General features: G+C 73.2%; 19 protein-coding genes. 9 read left to right on the top strand and 10 right to left on the bottom strand.

Translation table 11 applies throughout. The annotated features are described in order from the left end of the window. The first annotated feature begins 18 nt into the window (after positions 1-18). Positions 19-834 (top strand): endolytic transglycosylase MltG, encoded by an 816-nt coding sequence (gene mltG, locus ABZ385_RS07110; protein WP_358910211.1) that lies wholly within the window; start codon positions 19-21, stop codon positions 832-834. 28 nt (positions 835-862) lie between these two features. Here the strand turns inward: mltG and ABZ385_RS07105 are convergent, their stop codons facing one another. The 5 genes from ABZ385_RS07105 to ABZ385_RS07085 form a co-directional block, all read right to left on the bottom strand. After that, a complete protein-coding gene (locus tag ABZ385_RS07105; protein WP_358910209.1) occupies positions 863-1,972 on the bottom strand; it encodes an NAD(P)-binding domain-containing protein in 1,110 nt (369 codons plus the stop codon). 38 nt (positions 1,973-2,010) lie between these two features. Further along, positions 2,011-3,186: an LLM class flavin-dependent oxidoreductase gene (locus ABZ385_RS07100; RefSeq protein WP_358699931.1), complete on the bottom strand. Its 1,176-nt coding sequence runs from the start codon at positions 3,184-3,186 to the stop codon at positions 2,011-2,013. Positions 3,187-3,188: 2 nt separating this feature from the next. Further along, on the bottom strand, positions 3,189-4,235 hold the full coding sequence (locus tag ABZ385_RS07095) for an ABC transporter substrate-binding protein (protein ID WP_358910291.1): 1,047 nt from the start codon (positions 4,233-4,235) through the stop codon (positions 3,189-3,191). Positions 4,236-4,313: 78 nt separating this feature from the next. Beyond that, the gene (locus tag ABZ385_RS07090) at positions 4,314-5,072 is read right to left on the bottom strand and encodes an ABC transporter ATP-binding protein (protein WP_358584259.1); all 759 of its coding nucleotides are present in this window, start codon (positions 5,070-5,072) and stop codon (positions 4,314-4,316) included. Further along, a complete protein-coding gene (locus ABZ385_RS07085; protein ID WP_358910207.1) occupies positions 5,045-5,938 on the bottom strand; it encodes an ABC transporter permease in 894 nt (297 codons plus the stop codon). Before ABZ385_RS07085 ends, ABZ385_RS07090 begins: the two co-directional genes overlap by 28 nt. Positions 5,939-6,358: 420 nt before the next feature. Between ABZ385_RS07085 and ABZ385_RS07080 the strand changes: the two genes are divergently transcribed. From ABZ385_RS07080 to ABZ385_RS07070, 3 genes are all read left to right on the top strand, one after another. After that, positions 6,359-6,781, top strand: coding sequence for a secondary thiamine-phosphate synthase enzyme YjbQ (locus ABZ385_RS07080; RefSeq protein ID WP_358910205.1), 423 nt, complete (start codon positions 6,359-6,361; stop codon positions 6,779-6,781). Positions 6,782-6,884: 103 nt separating this feature from the next. Continuing rightward, positions 6,885-7,442 (top strand): PadR family transcriptional regulator, encoded by a 558-nt coding sequence (locus ABZ385_RS07075; protein WP_358584262.1) that lies wholly within the window; start codon positions 6,885-6,887, stop codon positions 7,440-7,442. Positions 7,443-7,488: 46 nt separating this feature from the next. Continuing rightward, positions 7,489-9,210, top strand: a complete 1,722-nt coding sequence (locus tag ABZ385_RS07070; protein ID WP_358910203.1) for an acyl-CoA dehydrogenase family protein — start codon at positions 7,489-7,491, stop codon at positions 9,208-9,210. A gap of 52 nt (positions 9,211-9,262) precedes the next feature. On the opposite strand, the gene ABZ385_RS07065 is transcribed toward ABZ385_RS07070, so the two are convergent. Continuing rightward, entirely contained in the window at positions 9,263-9,679 is a 417-nt protein-coding gene (locus ABZ385_RS07065) for a Fur family transcriptional regulator (RefSeq protein ID WP_358584264.1), read from the bottom strand. A gap of 218 nt (positions 9,680-9,897) precedes the next feature. Here ABZ385_RS07065 and katG point away from each other — a divergent pair, with 218 nt between their 5' ends. From katG to ABZ385_RS07045, 4 genes are all read left to right on the top strand, one after another. Next, a complete protein-coding gene (gene katG / locus ABZ385_RS07060) occupies positions 9,898-12,129 on the top strand; it encodes a catalase/peroxidase HPI (protein ID WP_358910201.1) in 2,232 nt (743 codons plus the stop codon). A gap of 225 nt (positions 12,130-12,354) precedes the next feature. Further along, positions 12,355-13,719, top strand: coding sequence for an FAD-dependent oxidoreductase (locus ABZ385_RS07055; RefSeq protein WP_358910199.1), 1,365 nt, complete (start codon positions 12,355-12,357; stop codon positions 13,717-13,719). A 329-nt stretch (positions 13,720-14,048) separates the two neighbouring features. Beyond that, positions 14,049-17,141 (top strand): BTAD domain-containing putative transcriptional regulator, encoded by a 3,093-nt coding sequence (locus ABZ385_RS07050; protein WP_358910197.1) that lies wholly within the window; start codon positions 14,049-14,051, stop codon positions 17,139-17,141. A gap of 277 nt (positions 17,142-17,418) precedes the next feature. After that, positions 17,419-18,090, top strand: a complete 672-nt coding sequence (locus ABZ385_RS07045; protein ID WP_358910195.1) for a M15 family metallopeptidase — start codon at positions 17,419-17,421, stop codon at positions 18,088-18,090. A 376-nt stretch (positions 18,091-18,466) separates the two neighbouring features. On the opposite strand, the gene ABZ385_RS07040 is transcribed toward ABZ385_RS07045, so the two are convergent. The 3 genes from ABZ385_RS07040 to ABZ385_RS07030 are packed head-to-tail and all read right to left on the bottom strand — an operon-like array spanning position 18,467 to position 21,141. Then, positions 18,467-19,846 carry an aldehyde dehydrogenase family protein gene (locus ABZ385_RS07040; RefSeq protein WP_358910193.1) on the bottom strand — a complete coding sequence of 460 codons (1,380 nt, stop codon included), beginning with the start codon at positions 19,844-19,846 and terminating at the stop codon, positions 18,467-18,469. Beyond that, positions 19,846-20,442 (bottom strand): helix-turn-helix domain-containing protein, encoded by a 597-nt coding sequence (locus ABZ385_RS07035; protein ID WP_358910191.1) that lies wholly within the window; start codon positions 20,440-20,442, stop codon positions 19,846-19,848. The genes ABZ385_RS07040 and ABZ385_RS07035 overlap by 1 nt, the downstream gene beginning before the upstream one ends. A gap of 3 nt (positions 20,443-20,445) precedes the next feature. Then, positions 20,446-21,141, bottom strand: a complete 696-nt coding sequence (locus ABZ385_RS07030) for a type 1 glutamine amidotransferase domain-containing protein (RefSeq protein ID WP_358910189.1) — start codon at positions 21,139-21,141, stop codon at positions 20,446-20,448. A gap of 171 nt (positions 21,142-21,312) precedes the next feature. Between ABZ385_RS07030 and ABZ385_RS07025 the strand changes: the two genes are divergently transcribed. Next, positions 21,313-22,230 carry a DNA-binding protein gene (locus ABZ385_RS07025; RefSeq protein ID WP_358910188.1) on the top strand — a complete coding sequence of 306 codons (918 nt, stop codon included), beginning with the start codon at positions 21,313-21,315 and terminating at the stop codon, positions 22,228-22,230. A gap of 110 nt (positions 22,231-22,340) precedes the next feature. Here ABZ385_RS07025 and ABZ385_RS07020 read toward each other — a convergent pair whose 3' ends face one another. Beyond that, positions 22,341-22,919, bottom strand: a complete 579-nt coding sequence (locus ABZ385_RS07020; RefSeq protein WP_358700238.1) for a TetR/AcrR family transcriptional regulator — start codon at positions 22,917-22,919, stop codon at positions 22,341-22,343. Positions 22,920-22,932 lie beyond the last annotated feature (13 nt).

Raw genomic sequence — 22,932 nt, 5'->3', positions numbered from 1 at the left:
ACGGGTTAATGTGCCCCCATGCAGACCAAGACTCCGCGACGGGGCACGATTCGACTGACGCGGCGGGGCCGGATCGCCCTGATCGCGACCGGAGCCGTCGTGGCGGCCACCGCCGTGGCGGTGCCGCTGCTGCTCCCGGACGACGACGCGCACCCCCAGACCCTGACCATCCCCGAGGGCTGGCGATCCACCCAGGTGTACGCGGCCGTGGACAAGGCCCTGAAGGTGCCGCCCGGCACCACGAAGAAGGCCGTGCCCAAGGCCGGTCTGAAGCTCCCCCGCGACGCGGGCGGCAACCCCGAGGGCTATCTCTTCCCGGCGACGTACCCGATCGACTCGCGGTCGACCCCGGCGTCCGTCCTGTCGTACATGGTGAACACGGCCAACAAGAAGTTCGGCGGCGGCCAGGTCACGGCGGGCGCCGAGCGCAACACGGTGAACGTCTACCAGACCGTCACCATCGCCAGCATGGTCGAGGCGGAGGCGGGCTCGAAGCAGGACATGGGCAAGGTGGCCCGGGTCATCTACAACCGCCTGGACCGGGGCATGCCGCTCCAGATGGACTCCACCATCAACTACGCCCTCAACCGCTCCACGCTGGCCACCAGCGACCGCGACACGAAGGTCGACAGCCCCTACAACACCTACGCCCGCATGGGGCTGCCGCCCACGCCCATCGGCAATCCCGGTGAGGCGGCGATGCGGGCGGCGGTCAGCCCGGCCGCGGGGGACTGGCTGTACTTCGTGACGGTCAAGCCGGGGGACACGCGCTTCACGGCGGACTTCGAGGAGCACCAGAAGAACGTCGTGGAGTTCAACAAGCAGAACTCCTGAGGGGCGAGCACCCGGAGGGGGCGGGGGTTCACACCGCCGCCGGGGCTCCCGCCAGCAGCCGCTGGATGTCGCGTACGGCGGCGCGTCCGGCGCGGTTCGCGCCGATCGTGCTGGCCGAGGGGCCGTACCCCACCAGGTGGACGCGGGGGTCGGCGGCCGCCCTGGTGCCCTCCATGCGGATGCCGCCGCCGGCCTCGCGCAGCCGCAGCGGCGCCAGGTGGTCGATCGCGGCACGGAAGCCCGTGGCCCAGAGGATCACATCCGCCTCGACGTGGCGCCCGTCGTCCCACGCGACGCCGGTCGGCGTGATCCGGTCGAACATCGGCAGCCGGTCGAGGACCCCCTCGGCCCGGGCCCGCCGGATCGCGTCGTTCACCGGCAGGCCCGTCACCGACACGACACTGCGCGGCGCCAGCCCCCGACGGACGCGCTCCTCCACCATGGCCACCGCCGAGCGGCCCCGGTCCGCGTCGAACGGCCCCTCGCGGAACACCGGCGGGCGCCGGGTGACCCAGGTGGTCCCGGCCGCGTACGGGGCGATCTCCATCAGGTGCTGCGTGCCGGACGCGCCGCCGCCGACGACGACCACCCGCTGCCCGGCGAAGGCCTCGGGCCCCGGGTAGAGCGCCGTGTGCAGCTGCCGGCCGAGGAAGGTGTCCTGGCCCGGGTAGCGCGGCCAGAACGGCCGGTCCCAGGTGCCGGTCGCGTTGATCAGCGCACGGGCCGACCAGGCACCCGCCGAGGTCTCCACGAGCAGCCGCCCGTTCTCGCCCTCGCGCACCCGGCGCACGTCCACGGGGCGCCGTACCCGCAGGTCGAAACGGTTCTCGTACGCCGCGAAATACGCCCCCACGACCTCCGACGAGGGCCGCTCGGGGTCGGCGCCGGTCAGTTCCATGCCGGGGAGCGCGTGCATGCCGTGCACCTTCCCGTACGTCAGGGAAGGCCAGCGGAACTGCCAGGCGCCGCCCGGCCGGGGCGCGTGATCGAGGACCACGAAGTCCCGGCCGGGCTCGAAGCCGACCCGCCGCAGGTGGTAGGCGCCGGACAGGCCCGCCTGCCCCGCGCCCACGACGACCACGTCCACGTCCTGCGCCACCGCTCCGGCGACCGCGTCTCGTACCCCGATGTCGTTCACGTTTCTACTAACTTCCCCGGGGTCCGGGATCTTCCCCGCTACCGGGGCGCGCCCGGTGTCCGCAGGACAGGGGCCCCGGCGGAAGGGACGTCCGGCACCGCCCGGTGCAGCAGGCCGCGCTGAGCCAGGTCGGGGATGACGCCCTCCCCGAACCAGTACGCCTCCTCCAGATGCGGATAGCCGGACAGCACGAAGTGCTCGACGCCGAGCGCGTGGTACTCCTCGATCCGGTCCGCGACATCCGCGTGGCTGCCGACCAGGGCGGTGCCCGCGCCCCCGCGGACGAGCCCCACCCCGGCCCAGAGGTTCGGCGCGATCTCCAACTGGTCGCGGGAGCCGCCGTGCAGCGCGAGCATCCGCTGCTGGCCCACCGACTCGCTGCGTCCGAGGGCCTCCTGGGCCGCGGCGACCGTCTGCGGGTCGAGGTCGTCCAGCAGCCGGTCCGCGACCGCCCAGGCCTCGGCGGCCGAGTCGCGGGAGATGGTGTGCAGGCGGATGCCGAAGCGGACCGTGCGCCCCTCCCGCTCGGCGAGGTCCCGGATCCAGTCGATCTTCTGCTTGACCTGCCCCGGCGGCTCGCCCCACGTCAGGTACACGTCCGTGTGCCGCGCCGCGACCGGGCCGGCCGCCGCCGACGACCCCCCGAAGAAGATCTCCGGCAGCGGATCGGGCGGCAGCGCGGTCAGCCCGCCCTCGACCTGGTAGTGCTCGCCGGTGAAGTCGAAGGGCGTGCCGCTCCACACCCCTCGTACGACCGAGAGGAACTCATCGGTGCGGGCGTAGCGGCGATCGTGGTCCAGGTGGTCGCCGAACCGCCGCTGTTCGGTCGAGTCGCCGCCCGTGACCACATTGAGCAGCAGGCGGCCGCGCGTGATGCGCTGATACGTCGCCGCCATCTGCGCGGCGAGCACGGGGGAGAGGACTCCCGGGCGGAAGGCGACGAGGAACTTGAGCCGCCGTGTGTGCTGGGCGAGCGCCACCGTCGTCAGCCAGGCGTCCTCGCACCACGTGCCGGTCGGCGTGAGCACCGCCTCAAAACCCAACTGCTCGGCCGCCTTGGCGATCTGCGCCAGATACTCGATGTCCGGGGCTCGCACGCCGCTCACCGGTGTGACGCGGGAGCGCGTGATGCCGCCGTCGGTGTACGCGTGCCGGTCCACGAGGGTGCGGCCGTCGCCGCCGGTCGGCAGGAACCAGTGGAGATGGACGTTCACGGTCAGGACTCCTCGCGGTAGGTGCGCGGCTCGCTGGTGGAGGGCGGCAGATCGCCGTTGAACCGGGTGTCGACGAAGTCGCCGAAATCGACGCGGCGCGGGATGAGCTCGAGCCCGGCGAAGGTGTCGGCGATCTCCTGCTCGGACGACACGACGTTCTTGTCGACGGCCACCGGGATCCGGGTGCCGTTGGTCCGCTTGACGGCGTCCAACGCGACACCGTAGGGCAGGCCGGTGTCCTTCGCCCAGACCTTCGCCCACGCCCGGGGGTGCTTGTACACCCACTCCTGTGCGGTGCGCAGGCGCCGCAGATAGTCGGCGACGGCAGCGGACTTCTTCTTGTCCCGCAACGCGCCGGGCGCCGCCACCTGGAAGCCGAGGCCGTTCACGACGCCGTCCCCGTCGGTCAGGACACGGCCCTTCTTCCCCCGCAGCACCTGCGAGGTGTACGGGTCCCAGACGGCCCAGGCGTCCACCTTGCCGCTCGTGAACGCCGCCAGCGCGTCGGCCGGCTGGAGGTACTTGACCTCGACGTCCTTCAGGCCGAGGCCCGCCTTCTCCAGGGAGGCGATCAACTGGTAGTGCGCCGACGAGCCCTGGGCCACGGCCACGGACCCCCCCTTCAGGTCGCGCGGCGCCTTCAGGGGCGAGCCGTTCGGCACGAGGATCGCCTCGCCCGCCGCGGTGCCGCGCGTCGCCGCGACCACGGAGATCTTCGAGCCCGCGCCCGCCGCGAACACCGGCGGCGTGTTGCCCACCCCGCCGACGTCGACCGCCCCGGCGTTCACGGCCTCCAGGAGGGGCGGTCCCGAGGTGAAGGTCGACCAGCGGATCTTGTACGGCAGGCCGTCGAGCTGCCCGGCCGCGCGCAACACGGCCTCCGAGCCACCCTTCTGGTCACCGACATTCAGGGTGAGCGACCCCTGGCCGTCGACGCGTCCGCCGGAGCCGCCCACCGAGGTGCCGGCGGCGGAGGTGCCGGAGCAGGCGGCGAGCAGCATGGCCACAGGGAGCAGGAGAGCGGCCGGGGCGTGGCGGGGCCGTCGCATGGTCTTGTTTCCGGGCATGGTGGTGGTTCCGATCGTCGGATGTGGCACAGGGGTCGTCGGATGGGGCACAGGGGCGGTTCAGGTGGTGGCGGTCCCGGCGGGCGTCTCGACGCCGAGCCGCTGGAGCAACTCCTCGCGCAGCGCGGTGAAGCGGGGGTCGGAGATCCCGCGCGGCCGCTCCAGGCCGATCCGGGTCTCGTACGCGATCACGCCCGCGTCCATCACGAGGACCCGGTCGGCGAGGAGCACCGCCTCCTCGACGTCGTGCGTGACGAGCAGCACCGCGCAACCGCGCCGCTGCCACAGCTCGGCGACGAGCCGCTGCGCCCTGACGCGGGTGAGGGCGTCGAGCGCGCCGAACGGCTCGTCGAGCAGCAGCAGATCGGGCTCGCGCACCAGCGCGCGGGCCAGTGAGGCACGCTGGGCCTCGCCCCCGGACAGCGTCCTGGGCCAGGCGTTCGCCCGCTGTTCCAGGCCCACCTCGGCCAACGCCCGCTCGGCGACGGCGCGTTCGGGCCTGCCCGGCAGGCCGAGCAGCACATTGCGCCACACCCGCTTCCAGGGCATCAGCCGTGGCGCCTGGAAGGCGACGGCCTTGCGGCGCGGCACCAGCACGGTGCCCGTGATGTCGCGGTCGAGGCCGGCGAGGACGCGCAGCAGCGTCGACTTGCCGCAGCCGCTGCGTCCGAGCAGCGCCACGAACTCGCCGGGGCGGACGTCGAGGCGCAGGTCGTCGAGGACGGCACGGCCGTCGAAGGTGCGGGTGAGCCCCTCCACGCGCACGGCCGGTGCCGTGTCCGCCGCGGGGGTCACCGGCCGGTGAACGTCGGTCGCCATTGCAGCAGCAGCCTTTCGAGGGTGCGGACGAGGAGATCGGCGAGGAGGCCGAGGAAGGCGTAGACGATCAGGCACACCACGATCACGTCGGTGCGCAGGAAGTCACGGGCCTGGACCATGAGGAAGCCGAGGCCGGAGTCGGCGTTGACCTGCTCGGCGAAGACGAGCGCCAGCCAGGCGATGCCCAGCGAGTAGCGCAGGCCCGTCAGGGCGCCGGGCAGCGCGCCCGGCAGGACGACGTGCCGCACGAGCCCCCACCGCGACAGGCCGAGCGACTCCCCGGCCTCGATCAGCTGCGTGTCGACGCCCCGGATGCCCGCGTACACGTTGAGGTAGAGCGGGAAGGAGACGCCGAGCGCGATGATGGCGATCTTCGGTGTCTCGCCGATGCCGAACCAGATGATGAACAGCGGGATGAGCCCGACGAACGGCACGGTGCGCAGCATCTGCACCCCCGCGTCCACGAGGTCCTCCCCGACGCGGAAGAGCCCGGAGAGCAGTGCGAGGGCCGCGCCGGTGACCGTGCCCAGCAGCAGCCCGACGGCGACCCGCCGCAGCGAGACCCCCATGGCGGAGGTCAGCGATCCGTCCGAGACCAGCTCGGCGCCGACCCGGGCGACGGTCCCGGGCGAGGCCAGCACGTCCTCGGCCAACACGCCGGTGGCGCTGAGCAGTTGCCAGACGGCGAGGAGAAGGACCGGCCCCGAGGTGCGGCGGAGCCAGCGGGGGACGAGGGCGCGACGGCTGGAGGAGGGGACGAGGCGTTCGAGTGCCGGAGCGGGGTCCGGTCCGGGTCCAGGTGGCGATGTCTTGGATATGACGGAAATGTCGGGTGAGGCGTGCGGTGACGCATGACTGATGCTCACAGGCGCTCCATGGCGGGGCAGGGGGAGCCGGCGGCGGTGGCGGGTCTCAGCGCGCTTCAGATCGGCGTACGCGCGTCAGACGTACGGCGCGTACGGCCGCTCGCCCCCGCTCGGTGACCGCGAGGAGCACGGCGGACCGGAAGAGGGGGAGCGGGAAGAAGTGAAGAGGCGAAGGGGTGGGCCGACCGGCCGGGACAACGGCGAAGAACAGGAGGGCGAAGCCGTGAAAAGGCGTCAGCGGCCGCGGCGACACGCGGAGGAGGCCACCCGCAGCAGGTCGATGTGACCGCGCGTGATGAGCAGGGCTGATCGCGACATGCCGCAGAACGTAGCCACGCCTTGCGCGCAGGGTCAATGGCGTCTCGAAAGACGGACGCCCGGTATCGCAGACCGAGAGGCGGGATGGGGGAGGATGGGGGTATGTCCGATGCGTTCACCACCCGAGTCCTGCGAGTCACCACCGGTTCCCGCGAGACGGTCCACGACCTCACGCATGACTGCGAGGCCTTCCTGCGCGAGGCGGCGGCCGGCCGTGACGGCCTGCTCAACATCTTCGTGCCGCACGCCACGGCGGGCGTCGCGATCCTGGAGACGGGCGCGGGCAGCGACGACGACCTGCTCGCCGCGCTGCACACCCTGCTCCCCGCCGACGACCGCTGGCAGCACCGCCACGGCAGCCCCGGCCACGGCCGCGACCACGTCCTGCCGGCCCTCGTCCCGCCGCACGCGACCCTGCCGGTGGTGGCCGGGTCCCTGGAGCTCGGGACCTGGCAGTCGGTGTGCCTGGTCGACACGAACGTCGACAACCCCGAGCGCCAGGTCCGCCTGAGCTTCCTCGGCTGACCGGGGCCGCCGGCGCGACGGGTCGGCGATCTCGCAGGTGAGCCGTGTCTCACTGGGCCGGTGCCGCTTGTCTATGCAACGAATTGCATAGAAGGATCGGCGCATGGCGCTAGAGCACGCGATCCTCGTCTCGCTGCTGGAGAAGCCGGGCTCCGGCTATGAGCTGGCCCGGCGGTTCGAGCGGTCCATCGGCTATTTCTGGACCGCCACCCATCAGCAGATCTACCGCGTCCTCAAGCGCATGGAGGGCGACGGCTGGATCGACGCCCGCGCGGTGGCGCAGCAGACCCGGCCGGACAAGAAGGAGTACTCCGTCACCGCCGCCGGGCGGTCGGCCCTGACCGCGTGGCTGCACGAGCCCATCGCGCCCGAGAGCGTCCGGCACGAGCTGGCCGTGAAGATCCGCGGCGCGGCGTTCGACGACCCGGCCGCACTGATCCGCGAGGTCGAGCGGCACCGCCAGGAGCACGCCGACCGGCTCGCGCGCTACCTCGCGGGCGAGCGGCGCGACTTCACCGGCCCACAGGCTCCCGCGGCGCCCGACGCCGGGCGCGAACTCCAGCACGTCGTGCTGCGCGGCGGCATCGCGTACGAACGCATGACGCTCGACTGGCTCGACGACGTGATCGCCACCCTCCACCGGCTCGGCCCCCAGGGCTGAACCGGGCCACCCATCCCGACCCCCGACCAGGAAAAGGCGACCCCTCATGGCCGACGCGCTGCTGTTCAACCCCCGGACCTACGACCCGACGCACTTCGACCCCGAGACCCGCAGGCTGCTGCGCGCGACCGTCGACTGGTTCGAGGCCCGCGGCAAGCGCAGGCTGATCGAGGACTACCGCTCGCGCGCCTGGCTGGCGGACTTCCTGGAGTTCTCCGCCAAGGAGAAGCTGTTCGCGACGTTCCTCACGCCCGCGTCCGCCGCCGACGGACACCCGGACAAGCGCTGGGACACCGCCCGCATCGCCGCCCTCAACGAGATCTTCGGCTTCTACGGCCTGGACTACTGGTACGCGTGGCAGGTCACCGTCCTCGGCCTCGGCCCGGTCTGGCAGAGCGAGAACGCCGCGGCCCGCACCCGGGCGGCGGAACTCCTCGAACAGGGCGAGGTCTTCGCCTTCGGCCTGTCCGAGAAGGCCCACGGCGCCGACATCTACTCCACCGACATGCTTCTCACGCCCGACGGCGACGGCGGCTTCCGGGCGAGCGGCTCCAAGTACTACATCGGCAACGGCAACGCCGCCGGCCTGGTGTCCGTCTTCGGCCGCCGCACCGACATCGAGGGCCCCGAGGGCTACGTCTTCTTCGCCGCCGACAGCCGCCACCCCGCGTACCACCTCGTGAAGAACGTCGTCGACTCCTCGAAGTTCGTCAGCGAGTTCCGCCTCGACGACTACCCGCTCACGCCCGACGACATCCTGCACACCGGCAAGGCGGCCTTCGACGCCGCCCTCAACACCGTCAACGTCGGCAAGTTCAACCTCTGCACCGCCTCCATCGGCATCTGCGAACACGCGATGTACGAGGCCGTCACGCACGCCCGGGGCCGCGTCCTCTACGGCCGGCCCGTCACCGACTTCCCGCACGTGCGGCGCGAGCTGACCGACGCCTACGTACGCCTCGTCGGCATGAAGCTGTTCAGCGACCGCGCCGTCGACTACTTCCGCTCCGCGGGTCCCGACGACCGCCGCTACCTCCTCTTCAACCCGATGACGAAGATGAAGGTGACCACCGAGGGCGAGAAGGTCATCGACCTGATGTGGGACGTCATCGCCGCCAAGGGCTTCGAGAAGGACAACTACTTCGCGCAGGCGGCGATCGAGATCCGCGGCCTGCCCAAGCTGGAGGGCACGGTCCACGTCAACCTCGCGCTCATCCTGAAGTTCCTGCGCAACCACCTGCTGGACCCGGTCGCCCACCCGCCGGTGCCCACCCGCCTCGACGCGGCCGACGACGCCTTCCTCTTCCGGCAGGGCCCCGCCCGCGGCCTCGGCGCCATCCGCTTCCACAACTGGCGCACCGCCTTCGACACCTACGCCGAGGTGGCGAACGTCGCCCGCTTCCGCGAGCAGGCCGACGCGCTGTGCGAGTTCGTGACGAGCGCCGCCCCCGACGAGGCGCAGAGCCGCGACCTGGACCTGCTGCTCGCCGTCGGGCAGCTGTTCGCGCTCGTCGTGCACGGCCAGCTGATCCTGGAGCAGGCACGCCTGACCGGTCTCGACGGGGACGTCCTCGACGAGCTGTTCGCCGTCCTGGTGCGCGACTTCTCCGCCCACGCCGTCGAACTGCACGGCAAGGACTCGGCCACCGAGGAGCAGCAGCGCTGGGCGCTGGGCGCGGTACGGCGGCCGGTCGTCGACGACGCCCGCTCGGCGCGCGTGTGGGAGACCGTCGAGTCCCTCGCCGGAGCGTACGAGATGGCGCCCTGACGGTCCTCGGGACGGGCGCGGCCGGGCACGGAACAGCCCGGCCGCGCCCGTGTCATGTGCGGGCGCACTCGGGGCACCGGCCGCGGTAGGTCACCTCGACGTCCGAGACGGCGTAGCCGAACCTCTCGGAGTCCGGCAGGTCGCGTAGGGGGTCGCCCCCGGGGTGCACGTCGCGGATCGTGCCGCAGTCCGCGCACACCAGGTGCTGGTGGGGGCGGCGGGCGTTGGGGTCGTAGAGCTTGGCGCGGCCGTGGGTGGTCACCTCGATCACCTCACCGAGCGAGACCAGCTCGCCGAGCGTGTTGTAGACCGTGGCGCGCGAGATCTCCGGCAGCCGGGCCGCGGCGCGCGCGAGCACCTCGTCGGCGGTGAGGTGGATGTGGTCGCCGTCGAGCACCTCGGCGACCACCCGGCGCTGGGCGGTCATCCGCCAGCCGCGTCCGCGCAGTCGTTGCACCAGGTCACTCATGGCCACCAGCCTTACTGTGCGTCGTCCGAGAAATGACTTCGTACGGGCCTGTCTGTCGTATTGACTTGGACTAGGTCCATCGTAGGATCGGATCCGGCCGTCGGCCAAGAGTCAGGGCAACAGCGGGGAAAAGTACGTGACTTGACCCGGGCCAGGTTCGTGGACGCGACCGTCCGCAGTTTCGAGCATCGTGATCCGCCCCGTCCGGAAGGATTCCCATGACCGAGAACCATGACGCGATCGTCACCGACCCGAAGCCGGAGGAGGTGTCCGGCTGCCCGGTCGAGCACACGCGCGCCCCGCACCCCACCCAGGGAGGCGGAAACCGCCAGTGGTGGCCGGAGCGGCTCAATCTGAAGATCCTCGCCAAGAACCCCGCCGTGGCCAACCCGCTGGGCGAGGAGTTCGACTACGCCGAGGCGTTCGGTTCCCTGGACCTGCCGGCCGTGAAGCGGGACATCGCGGAGGTCCTCACCACCTCCCAGGACTGGTGGCCCGCCGACTTCGGCCACTACGGCCCGTTCATGATCCGCATGGCCTGGCACAGCGCGGGCACCTACCGCATCAGCGACGGCCGCGGCGGCGCCGGCGCCGGACAGCAGCGCTTCGCGCCCCTCAACAGCTGGCCGGACAACGCGAGCCTCGACAAGGCCCGCCGCCTGCTGTGGCCGGTCAAGAAGAAGTACGGCCAGAGCATCTCGTGGGCCGACCTCATGATCCTCACCGGCAACGTCGCCCTGGAGTCGATGGGCTTCGAGACCTTCGGCTTCGCCGGCGGCCGCGCGGACGTCTGGGAGCCCGACGAGGACGTCTACTGGGGCCCCGAGACCACCTGGCTGGGCGACGAGCGCTACACCGGCGACCGCGAGCTGGAAAACCCCCTCGGCGCGGTCCAGATGGGCCTCATCTACGTCAACCCCGAGGGCCCCAACGGCAACCCGGACCCGATCGCCGCGGCCCGCGACATCCGCGAGACGTTCCGCCGGATGGCGATGAACGACGAGGAGACCGTCGCCCTGATAGCGGGCGGTCACACCTTCGGCAAGACCCATGGCGCGGGCCCCGCCGACCACGTCGGCGCCGACCCCGAGGCCGCCCCGATGGAGCAGCAGGGGCTGGGCTGGAAGAACTCGTACGGCACCGGCAAGGGCGCCGACACGATCACCAGCGGCCTCGAGGGCATCTGGACCAACACGCCGACCACCTGGGACAACAGCTTCTTCGAGATCCTCTTCGGATACGAGTGGGAGCTGTTCAAGAGCCCGGCGGGCGCGCACCAGTGGCGGCCGAAGGACGGCGCCGGCGCCGGGACCGTCCCCGACGCCCACGACGGGTCGAGGTCCCACGCCCCGACGATGCTCACGACCGACCTCTCGCTCCGGTTCGACCCGGCCTACGAGCAGATCTCGCGCCGCTTCCTCGCCGACCCCGGCGCGTTCGCGGACGCCTTCGCCCGCGCGTGGTTCAAGCTGACCCACCGCGACATGGGCCCGGTCGCGCGCTACCTCGGCCCGGAGGTCCCGCAGGAGACGCTGGTGTGGCAGGACCCGCTGCCCGCGCGCACGCACGAGCTGGTCGACGCGGCCGACGTCGCCGCCCTCAAGGCCCAGGTCCTCGCCTCGGACCTGACGGTCTCCCAGCTGGTGTCCACCGCGTGGGCCTCCGCGTCGTCCTTCCGCGGCAGCGACAAGCGCGGCGGCGCCAACGGCGCGCGTATCCGCCTGGAGCCGCAGAGCGGCTGGGAGGTCAACCAGCCCGACCAGCTGGCCACGGTGCTGCGCACCCTCGAAGGGATCAAGGAGAGCTTCGACTCCGCGCAGAGCGGCGGCAAGCGGATCTCGCTCGCCGACCTCATCGTGCTCGCCGGCGCCGCGGGCGTCGAGCAGGCCGCCAAGGACGCCGGCCTCGCCATCGAGGTGCCCTTCACGCCGGGGCGCGTCGACGCGACGCAGGAGCAGACGGACGTGGAGTCGTTCGCCGCGCTGGAGCCGGCCGCCGACGGGTTCCGCAACTACCTCGGCAAGGGCCATCGCCTGCCCGCCGAGTACCTGCTGCTCGACAAGGCCAACCTGCTGACCCTGAGCGCCCCCGAGCTGACGGTCCTCGTCGGCGGTCTGCGCGTCCTCGGCGCCAACCACCAGGGGTCGCGGCACGGCGTCTTCACCGCCACCCCCGGGGTGCTGACCAACGACTTCTTCGTCAACCTCCTCGACCTGGGCACGGAGTGGAAGTCGACCTCCGAGGCGCAGGACGCCTTCGAGGGCCGCGACCTCGCCACGGGCCAGGTCAGGTGGACCGGTACCCGTGCCGACCTCGTCTTCGGCTCGAACTCGGAGCTGCGCGCGGTCGCGGAGGTCTACGCGAGCGATGACGCGAAGGAGAAGTTCGTCAAGGACTTCGTCGCGGCGTGGGACAAGGTCATGAACCTGGACCGGTTCGACCTGGCCTGATCCGTTCGGCCTGCTCCGCTCCGGTCCTCGGAGTCCACGCAGGTCAAGCGCGGCGCCCGGCTCGGGCGGCCCTCGCGGGCCGCTGTCCGAACCGGGCGCCGACGCCCGGGACGACCCATAAGGCAGCCTTATGGGGTCATAAACCCGACCCGGCTACTTACTTAGGCTTGCCTCAGTTTAGGCTTCCCGGTGATTACCTGATCACCGCTCGAAGGGAACCTGAACATGCCTCGCCCTCTGCGGGTCGCCATCGTCGGAGCCGGCCCGGCAGGGATCTACGCCGCCGACGCGCTGCTGAAGTCCGCGGTGGCCGTCGAACCCGGTGTCTCGATCGACCTCTTCGAGCGGATGCCGGCCCCCTTCGGTCTGATCCGTTACGGCGTGGCCCCCGACCACCCGCGCATCAAGGGCATCATCACGGCCCTGCACCAGGTGCTCGACAAGCCCCAGGTCCGCCTGTTCGGCAACGTCGACTACCCGCGCGACATCAGCCTGGACGACCTGCGCTCCTTCTACGACGCGGTGATCTTCTCCACGGGCGCGACGGCCGACCGCGCCCTGGACATACCCGGCATCGACCTCGACGGCTCCTTCGGCGCCGCGGACTTCGTGTCCTGGTACGACGGCCACCCCGACGTGCCGCGGACCTGGCCGCTGGACGCGGAGAAGGTCGCCGTCCTCGGCGTCGGCAACGTCGCGCTCGACGTGGCGCGCGTCCTCGCCAAGACGGCCGACGAGCTGCTGCCGACCGAGATCCCGGCCAACGTGTACGAGGGCCTCAAGGCGAACAAGGCGCTGGAGGTCCACGTCTTCGGGCGCCGCGGCCCCGCACAGGCCAAGTTCAGCCCGATGGAGCTGCGCGAACTGGACCACTCCCCGAACATCGAGGTCATCGTCGACCCCGAGGACATCGACTACGACGACGGCTCGATCGCCACGCGGCGCGGCAACAAGCAGGCCGACATGGTCGCCAAGACCCTGGAGAACTGGGCGATCCGCGACGTCGGCGACCGCCCGCACAAGCTCTTCCTGCACTTCTTCGAGTCGCCGGTCGAGATCCTCGGCGAGGACGGCAAGGTCGTCGGCCTGCGCACCGAGCGCACCGCCCTGGACGGCACCGGCAACGTCAAGGGCACCGGCGAGTTCAAGGACTGGGACCTCGGCGCCGTCTACCGCGCCGTCGGCTACCTCTCCGACGAACTGCCCAAGCTGCCCTGGGACGTCGCCTCGGGCACCGTCCCCGACCAGGCGGGCCGCGTCATCGAGGAGACCGGCGAGCACCTGCGCTCGACGTACGTCACCGGGTGGATCCGCCGCGGGCCCGTCGGCCTCATCGGCCACACCAAGGGCGACGCCAACGAGACGGTCGCCAGCCTCCTGGACGACCGCGAGAACGGCCGCCTGCACACGCCCCAGGCGCCCGCCCCGGAAGCCGTGGAGGCCTTCCTCACCGAGCGTAACGTCCGCTTCACCACCTGGGAGGGCTGGTACCGCCTCGACGCCGCCGAGAAGGCGCTGGGCGAGCCGCAGGGCCGCGAGCGCGTGAAGATCGTCGAGCGCGCGGACATGCTCGACGCCAGCGGCGCCTGAGGCGCACGCCGTCAGCGGCGCCCGCGGAGCACGCACGGGTCGTCGGCCGAGGTGACGTACGTCGCCGGGCCGACGACCTGCTCCTTGCGGAGAACCGCTCGTCCCCGAGCGCGCAGACATGCCGCGCGCACTCTCCCCTGAACCCGGGCCCCGGGTCCAGGGCGCCCGGCATGGTCACGCATGGCTGATTCCCTGTGCACCAGATGGAGTCGGCACCGAGCGGACGTACCATGACCAGTCGATCGGGGGCGCGATCAGGGTGAGGGGCCGGGGAGCGAGGATTCGGGGAGCGGGGGGCGGTGCGGGGCTGAGGACCCATGGAGATGGGCGTGGACACGGACATGCACTACCGCTTGCTGGGGCCGGTCGAGGCGTGGCGTGAGGGCCGTCGTCTGGCCCTCGGCGGCCCCAAGCCCCGGGCGCTGCTCGCCGCCCTGCTCCTGGAGCCGGGCCGAGTCGTCTCCGCCGACGCCCTGATCGACGCGATCTGGGGGGACAACCCGCCCGACACCGCCCGGTCCCTGATCCAGTCGTACGTCTCGGCGCTGCGCCGCGCCCTGTCCGCCGACGTCATCGAGACACAACCGCCCGGCTATCTGATCCACGCGGACGCCGAGGTCGTCGACCGCGCCACGTTCGAGAGGCTCACGGCCCTCGGCCGGCGGGCGGCGGCCGAGGGCGACCACGCCGGCGCGGCCCGGCTCCTGAGCGAGGCCCTCGCCCTGTGGCGGGGTCCCGCACTCGGCGGCATCGGCGAGACGCTGCGGGCCATGGCCGACCAGCTCGAAGAGGCCCGGCAGGCGGCCCTGGAGGAGCGCATCGCCGCCGACCTCGCCCAGACGGGCCGCGAGACGGAACTGGTCGCCGAACTCACCGCCCTCGTCGCCACCCACCCCACCCGCGAGCGCCTGCGCGGCCAGCTGATGCTCGCCCTGTACCGGCTGGGCCGCCAGGCCGACGCGCTCGCCGTCTACGCGGAGGGCCGCGAAGTGCTCGCCGAGGAGCTGGGCATCGACCCCGGCCCGGGACTGCGGGCGGTGCACGAGGCGATCCTGCGGGCGGACGAGGAACTGCTGCCCGCCGCCCAGCACGCCCCGACCGCCGCCGCCCCCGGCGCCCCGCCCCCCGCCCGCTCCCACGACCCGGGCCCGCCGCCCGCCCCCGCTCTCCTGCCGCCCGCCATCGGTGACTTCACCGGACGCGAGGAACAGCTCGCCGAGATCCGGGCGGCGCTGACGGGCCCGCCAACGCGCGAGGCCATGCCCGTCGTCGCCGTGACGGGGCCCGGCGGCGTCGGCAAGTCCGTCCTCGGTGTCACCGCCGCGCACCGGGTCGCCGAGGCCTACCCGGACGGGCAGCTCTACGCCGAACTGCGCGGCGCCACCGACCCCGTGGCCCCCGGCGAGGTGCTCGGACGCCTGCTGCGCGCCCTCGGCGCCGACCCGCCCGAGGGCGACGCCGAGCGCAGGGACCTCTTCCGCAGCCTGGTCGCGGGGCGCCGCCTGCTCCTCGTACTGGACGACGCGGGCAGCGAGGCACAGGTGCGGCCGCTGCTCCCCGGCAGCGCCACCTGCGGCGTACTGATCACCGCCCGCGCCCGCCTGGGCGCCCTGCCCTGCACCCACCGCACCGAACTCGACGTGCTGGACACCCGGCCCGGCGCCGAGCTGCTCGCGCGGATCGCCGGTGAGCGGCGCGTGCGCGACGAGCCCGACGCCGTGCGCCGCGTCGTCGAACTGTGCGGCGGCCTCCCGCTCGCCCTGCGCATCGCCGGCGCCCGCCTCGCCACCCGCAGACACTGGACGGCGCGCGCACTCGCCGAAAGGCTCGCCGACGAACACCACCGCCTGGACGAACTCGCCGTCGGCGACCTGGAGGTCCGCGCCGGCCTCGGCCTGAGCTACCGCGCCCTGGACGCCCCCGCCCGCACCGCGCTGCGCCGCCTCGGCCTGCTCGCCGCGCCCGACGTCGCCTCCTGGGTGATCGCGGCCCTGCTCGACGTGCCGGAGGCCGAGGCGGACCGCGTCGTGGAGCAGCTCATCGACGCCCAGCTGCTGCACTGCACCGCCGTCGACCGCGCCGGACAGGCCCGCTACCGGCCGCACGACCTCGTGCGGGTCTACGCGGCCGAACGCGCCGAGGCCGAGGACTCGCCCGCCGAACGCTCGGCCGCCCTCGGCAGGGCGCTGGGCGCCGGGCTGTGGCTCACCGCCCGCGTCGCCTCCGCGACCCCCTCCGGAGCGGTCGAACTGCACCGCGGCTTCCTCGATTCGGGCGGCCCGGTCGGCGCCGCCTCCGACGCCCTGCGCCACCTCGTGCGTCCCGTCGGCCCCAAGGCCACCAGGCGGGCGCTCGCCGACCCGGCCGCCTGGTTCGAGGCGGAGGCCGACGCCTTCGCCGCCGCCGTCGAACGCGCCGCCGCCTACGACCTGCACACCCTGGCCTGCGAGGCCGCCGCGGCCCTGTGCTCGTCCGCGTACGCCGTCGGCAACCGCTTCGAGGCCTGGTGGCGCAGCCACGACGCGGCGCTCGCCGCGGCCCGCCGCGCCGAGGACCGCTCCGGTGAGGCCCTGCTGCTCATCGGGCTCGGCCAACTGCGCTACGAACAGGACCGCTTCGCCGAGTCCCAGGACTACTTCCGCCAGGCGGCCGGGCTCTGCGCCGAACTCGGCGACGCGCGCGGCCGGGCCGCCGCCCTCGCCGGCCTCGGCAGCGCCCTGCGCGAGGCGGGCAGATTACGCGGCGCCCTCGATGTGCTCACCGAGGCGGTCGAAGGCTTCCGCGCCCTGCGCGACGACCCGGGACTCGGGCTCTCCTGCCGGTTCGCCGGCACCGTGCACCTCGAACTGGGCGAACACCAGGAGGCGTTCGCCCACCTCGACGCCTCGCTGCGCGCCTACCGCCGGCTCGGCAGCCGCCGCGGCGAGGCGCTCACCCTGCGCTCGCTCAGCCTCGTGCACCGGGCGCTCGGCGCCTACGAGCGGGCGGAGGAGCTGGCGGACCGCGCGGTGGACCTCCTGCACGCGCTCGGCGACCCGCTGATGTCGGCGTACGCGGTGCAGGCGCGGGCCAAGTGCCGCTTCCGGCGGGGCAGATGGGCCGAGGCGGCCGTCGACCTGCGGGACGTCCTCGCCACCTGCCGCTCGCACCACGACCGCTTCGGCGAGGCGCTCGCCTTGCGCACCCTCGGCGAATGCGACCTCGCGGCGGGCCGTCCCGAAGCCGCCGAGAAACACCTCACCGCCGCCGCCGACCTCTGGGCCGCCCTGGAACTGCCCCTGCCCAGGGCCCGCACACTCCGCGACCTCGCCACGGCGCGCGAGGCACAGGGCGACCGGGCACGGGCGCTCGCGCTGCGCGCCGAGGCACGGGAGGTCTTCGCCGCGTACGAGGCCCGGGAGCTGGCCGAACCGGCCGGGTGACCCGCCCGGCCGGGGCACGGACCGCTTGGCGCGGATTTGCAGAGAACTTGCAGCGGTGTGCGACATGCTTTCCATGTCGGCGGAACCAAAGGGTCGACAGCAACGGGGGACCCGACGGGGGAAAGGCCGCTGTTGCCTCGCACGGCCCATACGACCGCGAAGTCGGCCGTATGGGCCGTAGCTCGTGTGAAGCCACTGGAAGGCGGGGGACTCCGGGGGCGGGCGACGGCCCGCCCCCGGAGCTGTGCCCGCCACTCCTGCCACGAAGGGGCCGAGCATGCCGCCGATCGTCCTCATGAGCGACCCGCGCGTCACCGGCATCCCGGTCCAGGAATGCGGCGAACCGCTCGTCGACCTGCGCCGGCTGCCCTTCGTCGACGTCGACGAGCGCCTCGCCGACCCCGCCGGGGCCTACGCCCAACTGCGCGAGGGCGTCGCCTGGCGCCTGGCCCGCGCCGCCCGGCTGCTCCCCGAGGGGCTGCGCCTGCTCGTCACCGAGGGCTACCGCCCGCTCGACCTACAGATCAGGTACTTCGACGAGTACGCCGCCGAGCTGAGAGACGCCCACCCCGACTGGTCGGCGGAGCACCTGCACCGGCAGACGAGCCGCTCGCTGGCACCGCCGGAGGTGGGCCCGCACGTCGCGGGCGCCGCCGTCGACGTGACGCTGTGCACGACCGACGGGGCCGAACTGGACCTCGGCACCCCGGTGAACGCCAGCCCCGAGGAGAGCGACGGCGCGTGCTACACCGACGCCGACCGCATCTGCGCCGCGGCCCGCCGCAACCGCCGCACGCTGAGCGCGGCGCTGGTCACGGCGGGCCTGGTCAACTACCCCACGGAGTGGTGGCACTGGTCCTACGGCGACCGCTACTGGGCCCACGTGACCAGCGCCGCGACCGCCCGCTACGGGCCGGTGACCCGGGCGGCGGGGGAACCGACGGGGTGAGGTGAGGGTGATGGGGGACATGTGGGCCGTGGGGCTCGCGGCGACCGCGCTTGTGGCGGCCGTGATCGCCGTCGCGGAGAAGGCCAGGAACAGGCCCGAGCGAAAACCCGGCACGGACGCGCGGAGCGCGCCGCGACGGGGCGAGGGCGAGAGCTGGGCCGCGGGCGGCGCGGTGGCGGGCTGCGGCGCCTCGGCGCCCGGCCGCGGCGCGTCGCACGACACCGACTCGTCGTGCGACGGAAGCTCTTCGTCCTGCGGGGACGGGGGCGGCGGGTGCGGGGGGTGCGGATGCGGCGGGTGACCCAGGGCGCTCGCGCCGCCCGGGGCCACCCGTGCTGTCCTCGTCGCGGACGGCGCTGTCGCCGCCCTCATCCGGTCAGCGGGGCGAGGCCTGGCCGAGCGGCACGTCGAGACGGGCGCGGCGGTGGCTGAACGCGGCGATCGAGTGCGGGCCGTGGTAGCTGCCCATGCCGCTCTCGCCCACGCCGCCGAACGGCAGCTCGGGTACGCGCAGGTGGGCCATCGGGAGCCCGAAGCCGAGGCCGCCGGACGAGGTCTCGGCGGCCAGCCGCCGCCGGGTGGTCTCGTTCTCCGTGAAGCCGTACAGGGCGAGCGGCTTGTCCCGGTCGTTGATGAAGGCGATGGCCTCGTCCAGGTCGGCGACCTCCACGAGGGGCAGCACGGGGCCGAAGATCTCCTCACCCATGACCGGGTCGTCCCCCCGCACGGCGGCCAGGACGGTCGGCGCGATGTAGAGGTCGTCGCGGTCGGTCCGCCCGCCGAACACCGTGGTGCCGGAGCCGAGCAGCGCGGACACCCGGTCGAAGTGCCGCTCGTTGACCATGCGGCCGTACGCCTCACTGGCCTGCGGGTCGGGACCGAACATGCCCTCCACCGCCTCGGCGAGGGCGACTTCGAGGGCGCGGGCGGTGGCCGGGTCGGTCAGGACGTAGTCCGGGGCGACGCAGGTCTGCCCGGCGTTGCGGAACTTGGCGTCCGCCAGGCGCCTGGCGACGGTGGTGACGTCCGCGTCCCGGTCGACGAACACCGGTGACTTGCCGCCCAGTTCGAGCGTGACCGGGGTGAGGTGTTCGGCGGCGGCGCGCATCACGATGCGGCCCACCGTGCCGTTGCCGGTGTAGAAGATGTGGTCGAAGCGCTGGGCGAGCAGCGCCGTGGTCTCCGGAACGCCGCCCTCGACGACGGCGACCGCCTCCGGGTCCAGGTACCGCGGCACCAGGCGGGCCATCAGCGCCGATGTCGCCGGGGCCAGCTCGCTCGGCTTGAGTATGACGGCGTTGCCCGCGGCGAGGGCGCCCGCGACCGGCACCAGCGAGAGCTGGACCGGGTAGTTCCACGGCGCGATGACCAGGACGGTGCCCAGCGGCTCGTACTGCGTCCCCGCCGTCGATCCCTCGGGGAGTCCGGCGAGCGCCTTCGGGTCGAGGTGGCGCGGGGCGAGCCACTGGGCCAGGTGGGCCAGCGTGTGGTCGATCTCCTGTACGGGCAGGTCGATCTCGGCACCGTTCGCCTCGGGGCGGGGCTTGCGCAGATCGCTGTACAGCGCGTCGGCGATGGCCTCGCGGTTCTCGGTGAACAGCGCGCGCAGCCGGGTCAGCTGCTCCTCGCGCCAGGCGAGGGGCCGGGTGCGGCCGGTGGCGAAGGTGGCGCGCAGCCGGGTCACGAGGGCCGCGATGTCTTCCTCGGTGAGCGTGGCGGCTTCGGTGGGGGTGTGGGGCGTGACGCTGGTGGTCATCAGGATGTTCCTCGATCAGTGGGGGGAAGAGGGTGGGTGCCGGGGGTGGGGGGAGCGCCGAGCAGGCCCGTCGCGAGAGCGGCGGTCGCCGGGGCCAGCAGCTCCCGGGCCCGGGGCATCGGCTCGAGGCCGACGACCAGGGCGACGCAGATGTCGGCGGCCTCGGCCGGCTCGACGCCCGGGGCGGTGCCCGCCTCGGTGAACAGCGCGGTCAGCAGGTCGCGCAGGTCGGAGCCGAACGTCGTGCAGATCTCGCCGAACAGCCGGGCCTTGCCGTCGAGCAGCTCTGTGGCGTGCGGGGAGTCCCCGGCCAGCTGGAGCACGAGATCGAGCTTGGCGGCCAGTACGCCGTGCAGCCGCTCCGCGTAGGGGGCGTCCGCCCCGGCCGCCTGCCGGGCCCGCAGGAGCGCCTGTTCGTGGAGGCGCCCTGCGAGCCGGCGGAAGGCGTCGTCCTTGTTGCGTACGTACTGGTAGACCGCGGACCGGGACACGCCCATGGCGGCGGCGATGTCGTCCATCGTGGTGCGTCGCGCGCCGTACCGCTTGAGGCAGTCGTAGGCGGCGTCGAGGACCTCGTCGAGCCGGTCGGTGGCCATGGGTCAGGCCAGCTTCTTCAGGAGTTCCTCCGCCAGCGGGGCGGAGGAGGCGGGGTTCTGGCCCGTGACGAGGTTGCGGTCGACGACCACCTTCGGGGCCCAGGGCTCGCCCTCCTGGAAGTCGGCGCCGAGGGCGACGAGACGGTCCTGGAGCAGCCACTTCGCCCGCTCGGCGAAGCCCGCCTGCCGCTCCTCGGCGTTGGTGAAGCCGGTGAGGCGGTATCCCGCGAAGGGGTTGGTGCCGTCGGCCTTGGTGGCGGCGAGCAGGGCGGCCGGGGCGTGGCAGACCACACCCAGGGGCATGCCGATCTCCAGGGCCAGCGTGAGGAGCTTGCCCGAGTCGGCGTCGACGGCGAGGTCCTCCATGGGGCCGTGGCCGCCGGGGTAGAAGACGGCGGCGTACTCGGCGAGGTCCACGTCGGCCAGCTCCACCGGCCGCTGGAGCTCGGGGAAGTCGGCGAGCGCGGCGGCGACCTTGTCGGCGCCCTCCTGTCCGCCGTTGACCTCGGGGGCGAGGGAGCCCTGGTCGACGGTGGGGACCACCGCGCCCGGGGTGGCGACGACGATCTCGTGGCCCGCCGCCTTGAACACCTGGTAGGGGGCGACGGCCTCCTCGGCCCAGAAGCCGGTCGGGTGCGTGCTGCCGTCGGCCAGGGTCCAGTGGTCGGCGCCGGTGACAACGAAAAGGATCTTCGACATGGGGGAGACCTCCGGGGTTGGTGGTTCTGACGTTCCGTGCTCAGATCGTCAGTACGGCGATGTCTCGACGGTAGACCCATCGGACATAACTATCCAATGCGGAAATAAATACCTCCCATCGGAAATCCGATGGGAGCATGCGGAATAGAGACGCAAGGGGAGGGGACGGCCATGGAGGGGCGGGGCGGCGACCAGGAGGCATCCTCGGTCCCCACGGTCATGCGCGCGTGCCGACACCTGCTCGCACTCGATGCCGAGCACGGCCCGCGGGCCGCGGTGCCCGCGCTGCGCACGGCCGCACGGGGCGTGCCGGAACTGTCCGTCGAGCCTGAGAGGCTGCGGCACCTGGACGGCGAACTGCTCGCCGCGCTCGCGGAGTTGTCCGAGGTGATCGGCTGGATCCTCTTCGACGCCGGGCAGCACCGCCGCGCCCACCGGGCGAACGGGCGGGCGCTGGCGCTCGCGGAACTGTGCGGCGACCGCTGGACGGCCCGCCTCGTGCTCCTGAACCACGCGATGCTCCAGACCCACGTCGGCCGCCCCCGCGCCGCCCTCGCGACCACCGCCCGGGTGCCGGGCCCCCGGCCCCTCCCGGCCAGGGTCGCCGCCCTCGTCCTGATCCGCCGCGCCCACGCCGTCGCCCTGCTCGGCGGCGACCGTGCGGCCGCGAGGCTGGTCTCCCGGGCCGGGAGCCGCTTCCTGGATGGAGCCTGCCGCCACGACCCGCCCTGGGCGTGGTGGTTCGACGAGACCGAACTGCTCGGCCATCAGGGCTGGGTCCTGGCCCGGCTGCGGCGCTGGGACCGGGCCCTGCCCCTCCTGCACCGGGCGGCCACCGCCCCCGGCGGCCCCTCCTACCGCGACCTGTTCGGCGCGGAACTGCTCGCGGCGCTCGCGGCGGCCGGCGACTGGCGCGAGGCGGAGACGCTGGTCGCGGACCTCGTGCCGCGCGTCGCCGGCGTCGCCTCCGCCCGCACCGCGGAGTCCCTCACCGCCACGGCGACCCGGCTGAAGACCTGTGCGACCGCCCCCGCCTCCCTGCGCGACGGGGCGGCGCACCTGCTCGCGCTGCTCGGCACGGGGAAATGATCGCCGGCGCCCGGAGCTGACCGCCCGGCGCCCGAAGGTGACCGCCCGGCATCCGTAGGTGGCCACCTCACGTCCGTAGGCGGCCGCCCCCCCCGCCCGAAGGCGGCCACTCAGCGTCCCGGGGCGCCGGCCCGCAACCCGTCCATGACCAGGTCCATCAGGCGCCCCGCCCGCGCCTGCCAGTCGCCGTGCGGGTCGATCTGCCACAGCCCGGCGATGGCCAGCAGGAAGTCGTCGGGCGTCACCCCGGGGCGGATGGTGCCCGCCTCCTCGTTCGCCTGGAGGAGGAGCGTCACGGCCCGGGTCAGCGGCCCGGGGCCCACCCCGGCCAGCGAACCGAGCGCGCTGGTCGCCCGGCGTATGGCATCCGCGAGTCCCGCCTTGGCCATGGCGTACCGGACGAGGCGGTCCATCCACTCCCGCAGGGCCTGGTCGGGCGGGCGGGTGTGCAGCAACTGGCAGGCCGCGTCGGAGACCTGCTGCACCTCGTAGCGGTAGACCTCGAGGACGAGGGCCTCGCGGTTGGGGAAATTGCGGTAGAACGTGCCCTGCCCGACGCCCGCCTTCCGCGCGATCACGCTCAGCGGCGCGTCGCTCGCCCGGGTCAGCTCCGCCAGGGCCACTTCCAGGATGCGCTCGCGGTTGCGCTGCGCGTCCGAGCGCAAGGGTGCGTCCTTGTGCTGCCCCACTCGCTCTCCTCCC

Origin of the sequence: Streptomyces sp. NPDC005898 (assembly GCF_040629635.1) — a bacterium.
In the GTDB taxonomy this organism is placed as follows: domain Bacteria; phylum Actinomycetota; class Actinomycetes; order Streptomycetales; family Streptomycetaceae; genus Streptomyces.
This window is presented reverse-complemented; position numbering and strand designations above follow the sequence as displayed.

Coding starts and splice junctions, on each gene's coding strand:
- mltG (WP_358910211.1), top strand. CDS start 19: ATGCAGACCAAGACTCCGCGACGGGGCACGATTCGACTGACGCGGCGG.
- ABZ385_RS07095 (WP_358910291.1), bottom strand. CDS start 4,235: ATGCGACGGCCCCGCCACGCCCCGGCCGCTCTCCTGCTCCCTGTGGCC.
- ABZ385_RS07090 (WP_358584259.1), bottom strand. CDS start 5,072: ATGGCGACCGACGTTCACCGGCCGGTGACCCCCGCGGCGGACACGGCA.
- ABZ385_RS07080 (WP_358910205.1), top strand. CDS start 6,359: ATGTCCGATGCGTTCACCACCCGAGTCCTGCGAGTCACCACCGGTTCC.
- ABZ385_RS07075 (WP_358584262.1), top strand. CDS start 6,885: ATGGCGCTAGAGCACGCGATCCTCGTCTCGCTGCTGGAGAAGCCGGGC.
- ABZ385_RS07070 (WP_358910203.1), top strand. CDS start 7,489: ATGGCCGACGCGCTGCTGTTCAACCCCCGGACCTACGACCCGACGCAC.
- ABZ385_RS07065 (WP_358584264.1), bottom strand. CDS start 9,679: ATGAGTGACCTGGTGCAACGACTGCGCGGACGCGGCTGGCGGATGACC.
- katG (WP_358910201.1), top strand. CDS start 9,898: ATGACCGAGAACCATGACGCGATCGTCACCGACCCGAAGCCGGAGGAG.
- ABZ385_RS07055 (WP_358910199.1), top strand. CDS start 12,355: ATGCCTCGCCCTCTGCGGGTCGCCATCGTCGGAGCCGGCCCGGCAGGG.
- ABZ385_RS07045 (WP_358910195.1), top strand. CDS start 17,419: ATGCCGCCGATCGTCCTCATGAGCGACCCGCGCGTCACCGGCATCCCG.
- ABZ385_RS07040 (WP_358910193.1), bottom strand. CDS start 19,846: ATGACCACCAGCGTCACGCCCCACACCCCCACCGAAGCCGCCACGCTC.
- ABZ385_RS07035 (WP_358910191.1), bottom strand. CDS start 20,442: ATGGCCACCGACCGGCTCGACGAGGTCCTCGACGCCGCCTACGACTGC.
- ABZ385_RS07030 (WP_358910189.1), bottom strand. CDS start 21,141: ATGTCGAAGATCCTTTTCGTTGTCACCGGCGCCGACCACTGGACCCTG.
- ABZ385_RS07025 (WP_358910188.1), top strand. CDS start 21,313: ATGGAGGGGCGGGGCGGCGACCAGGAGGCATCCTCGGTCCCCACGGTC.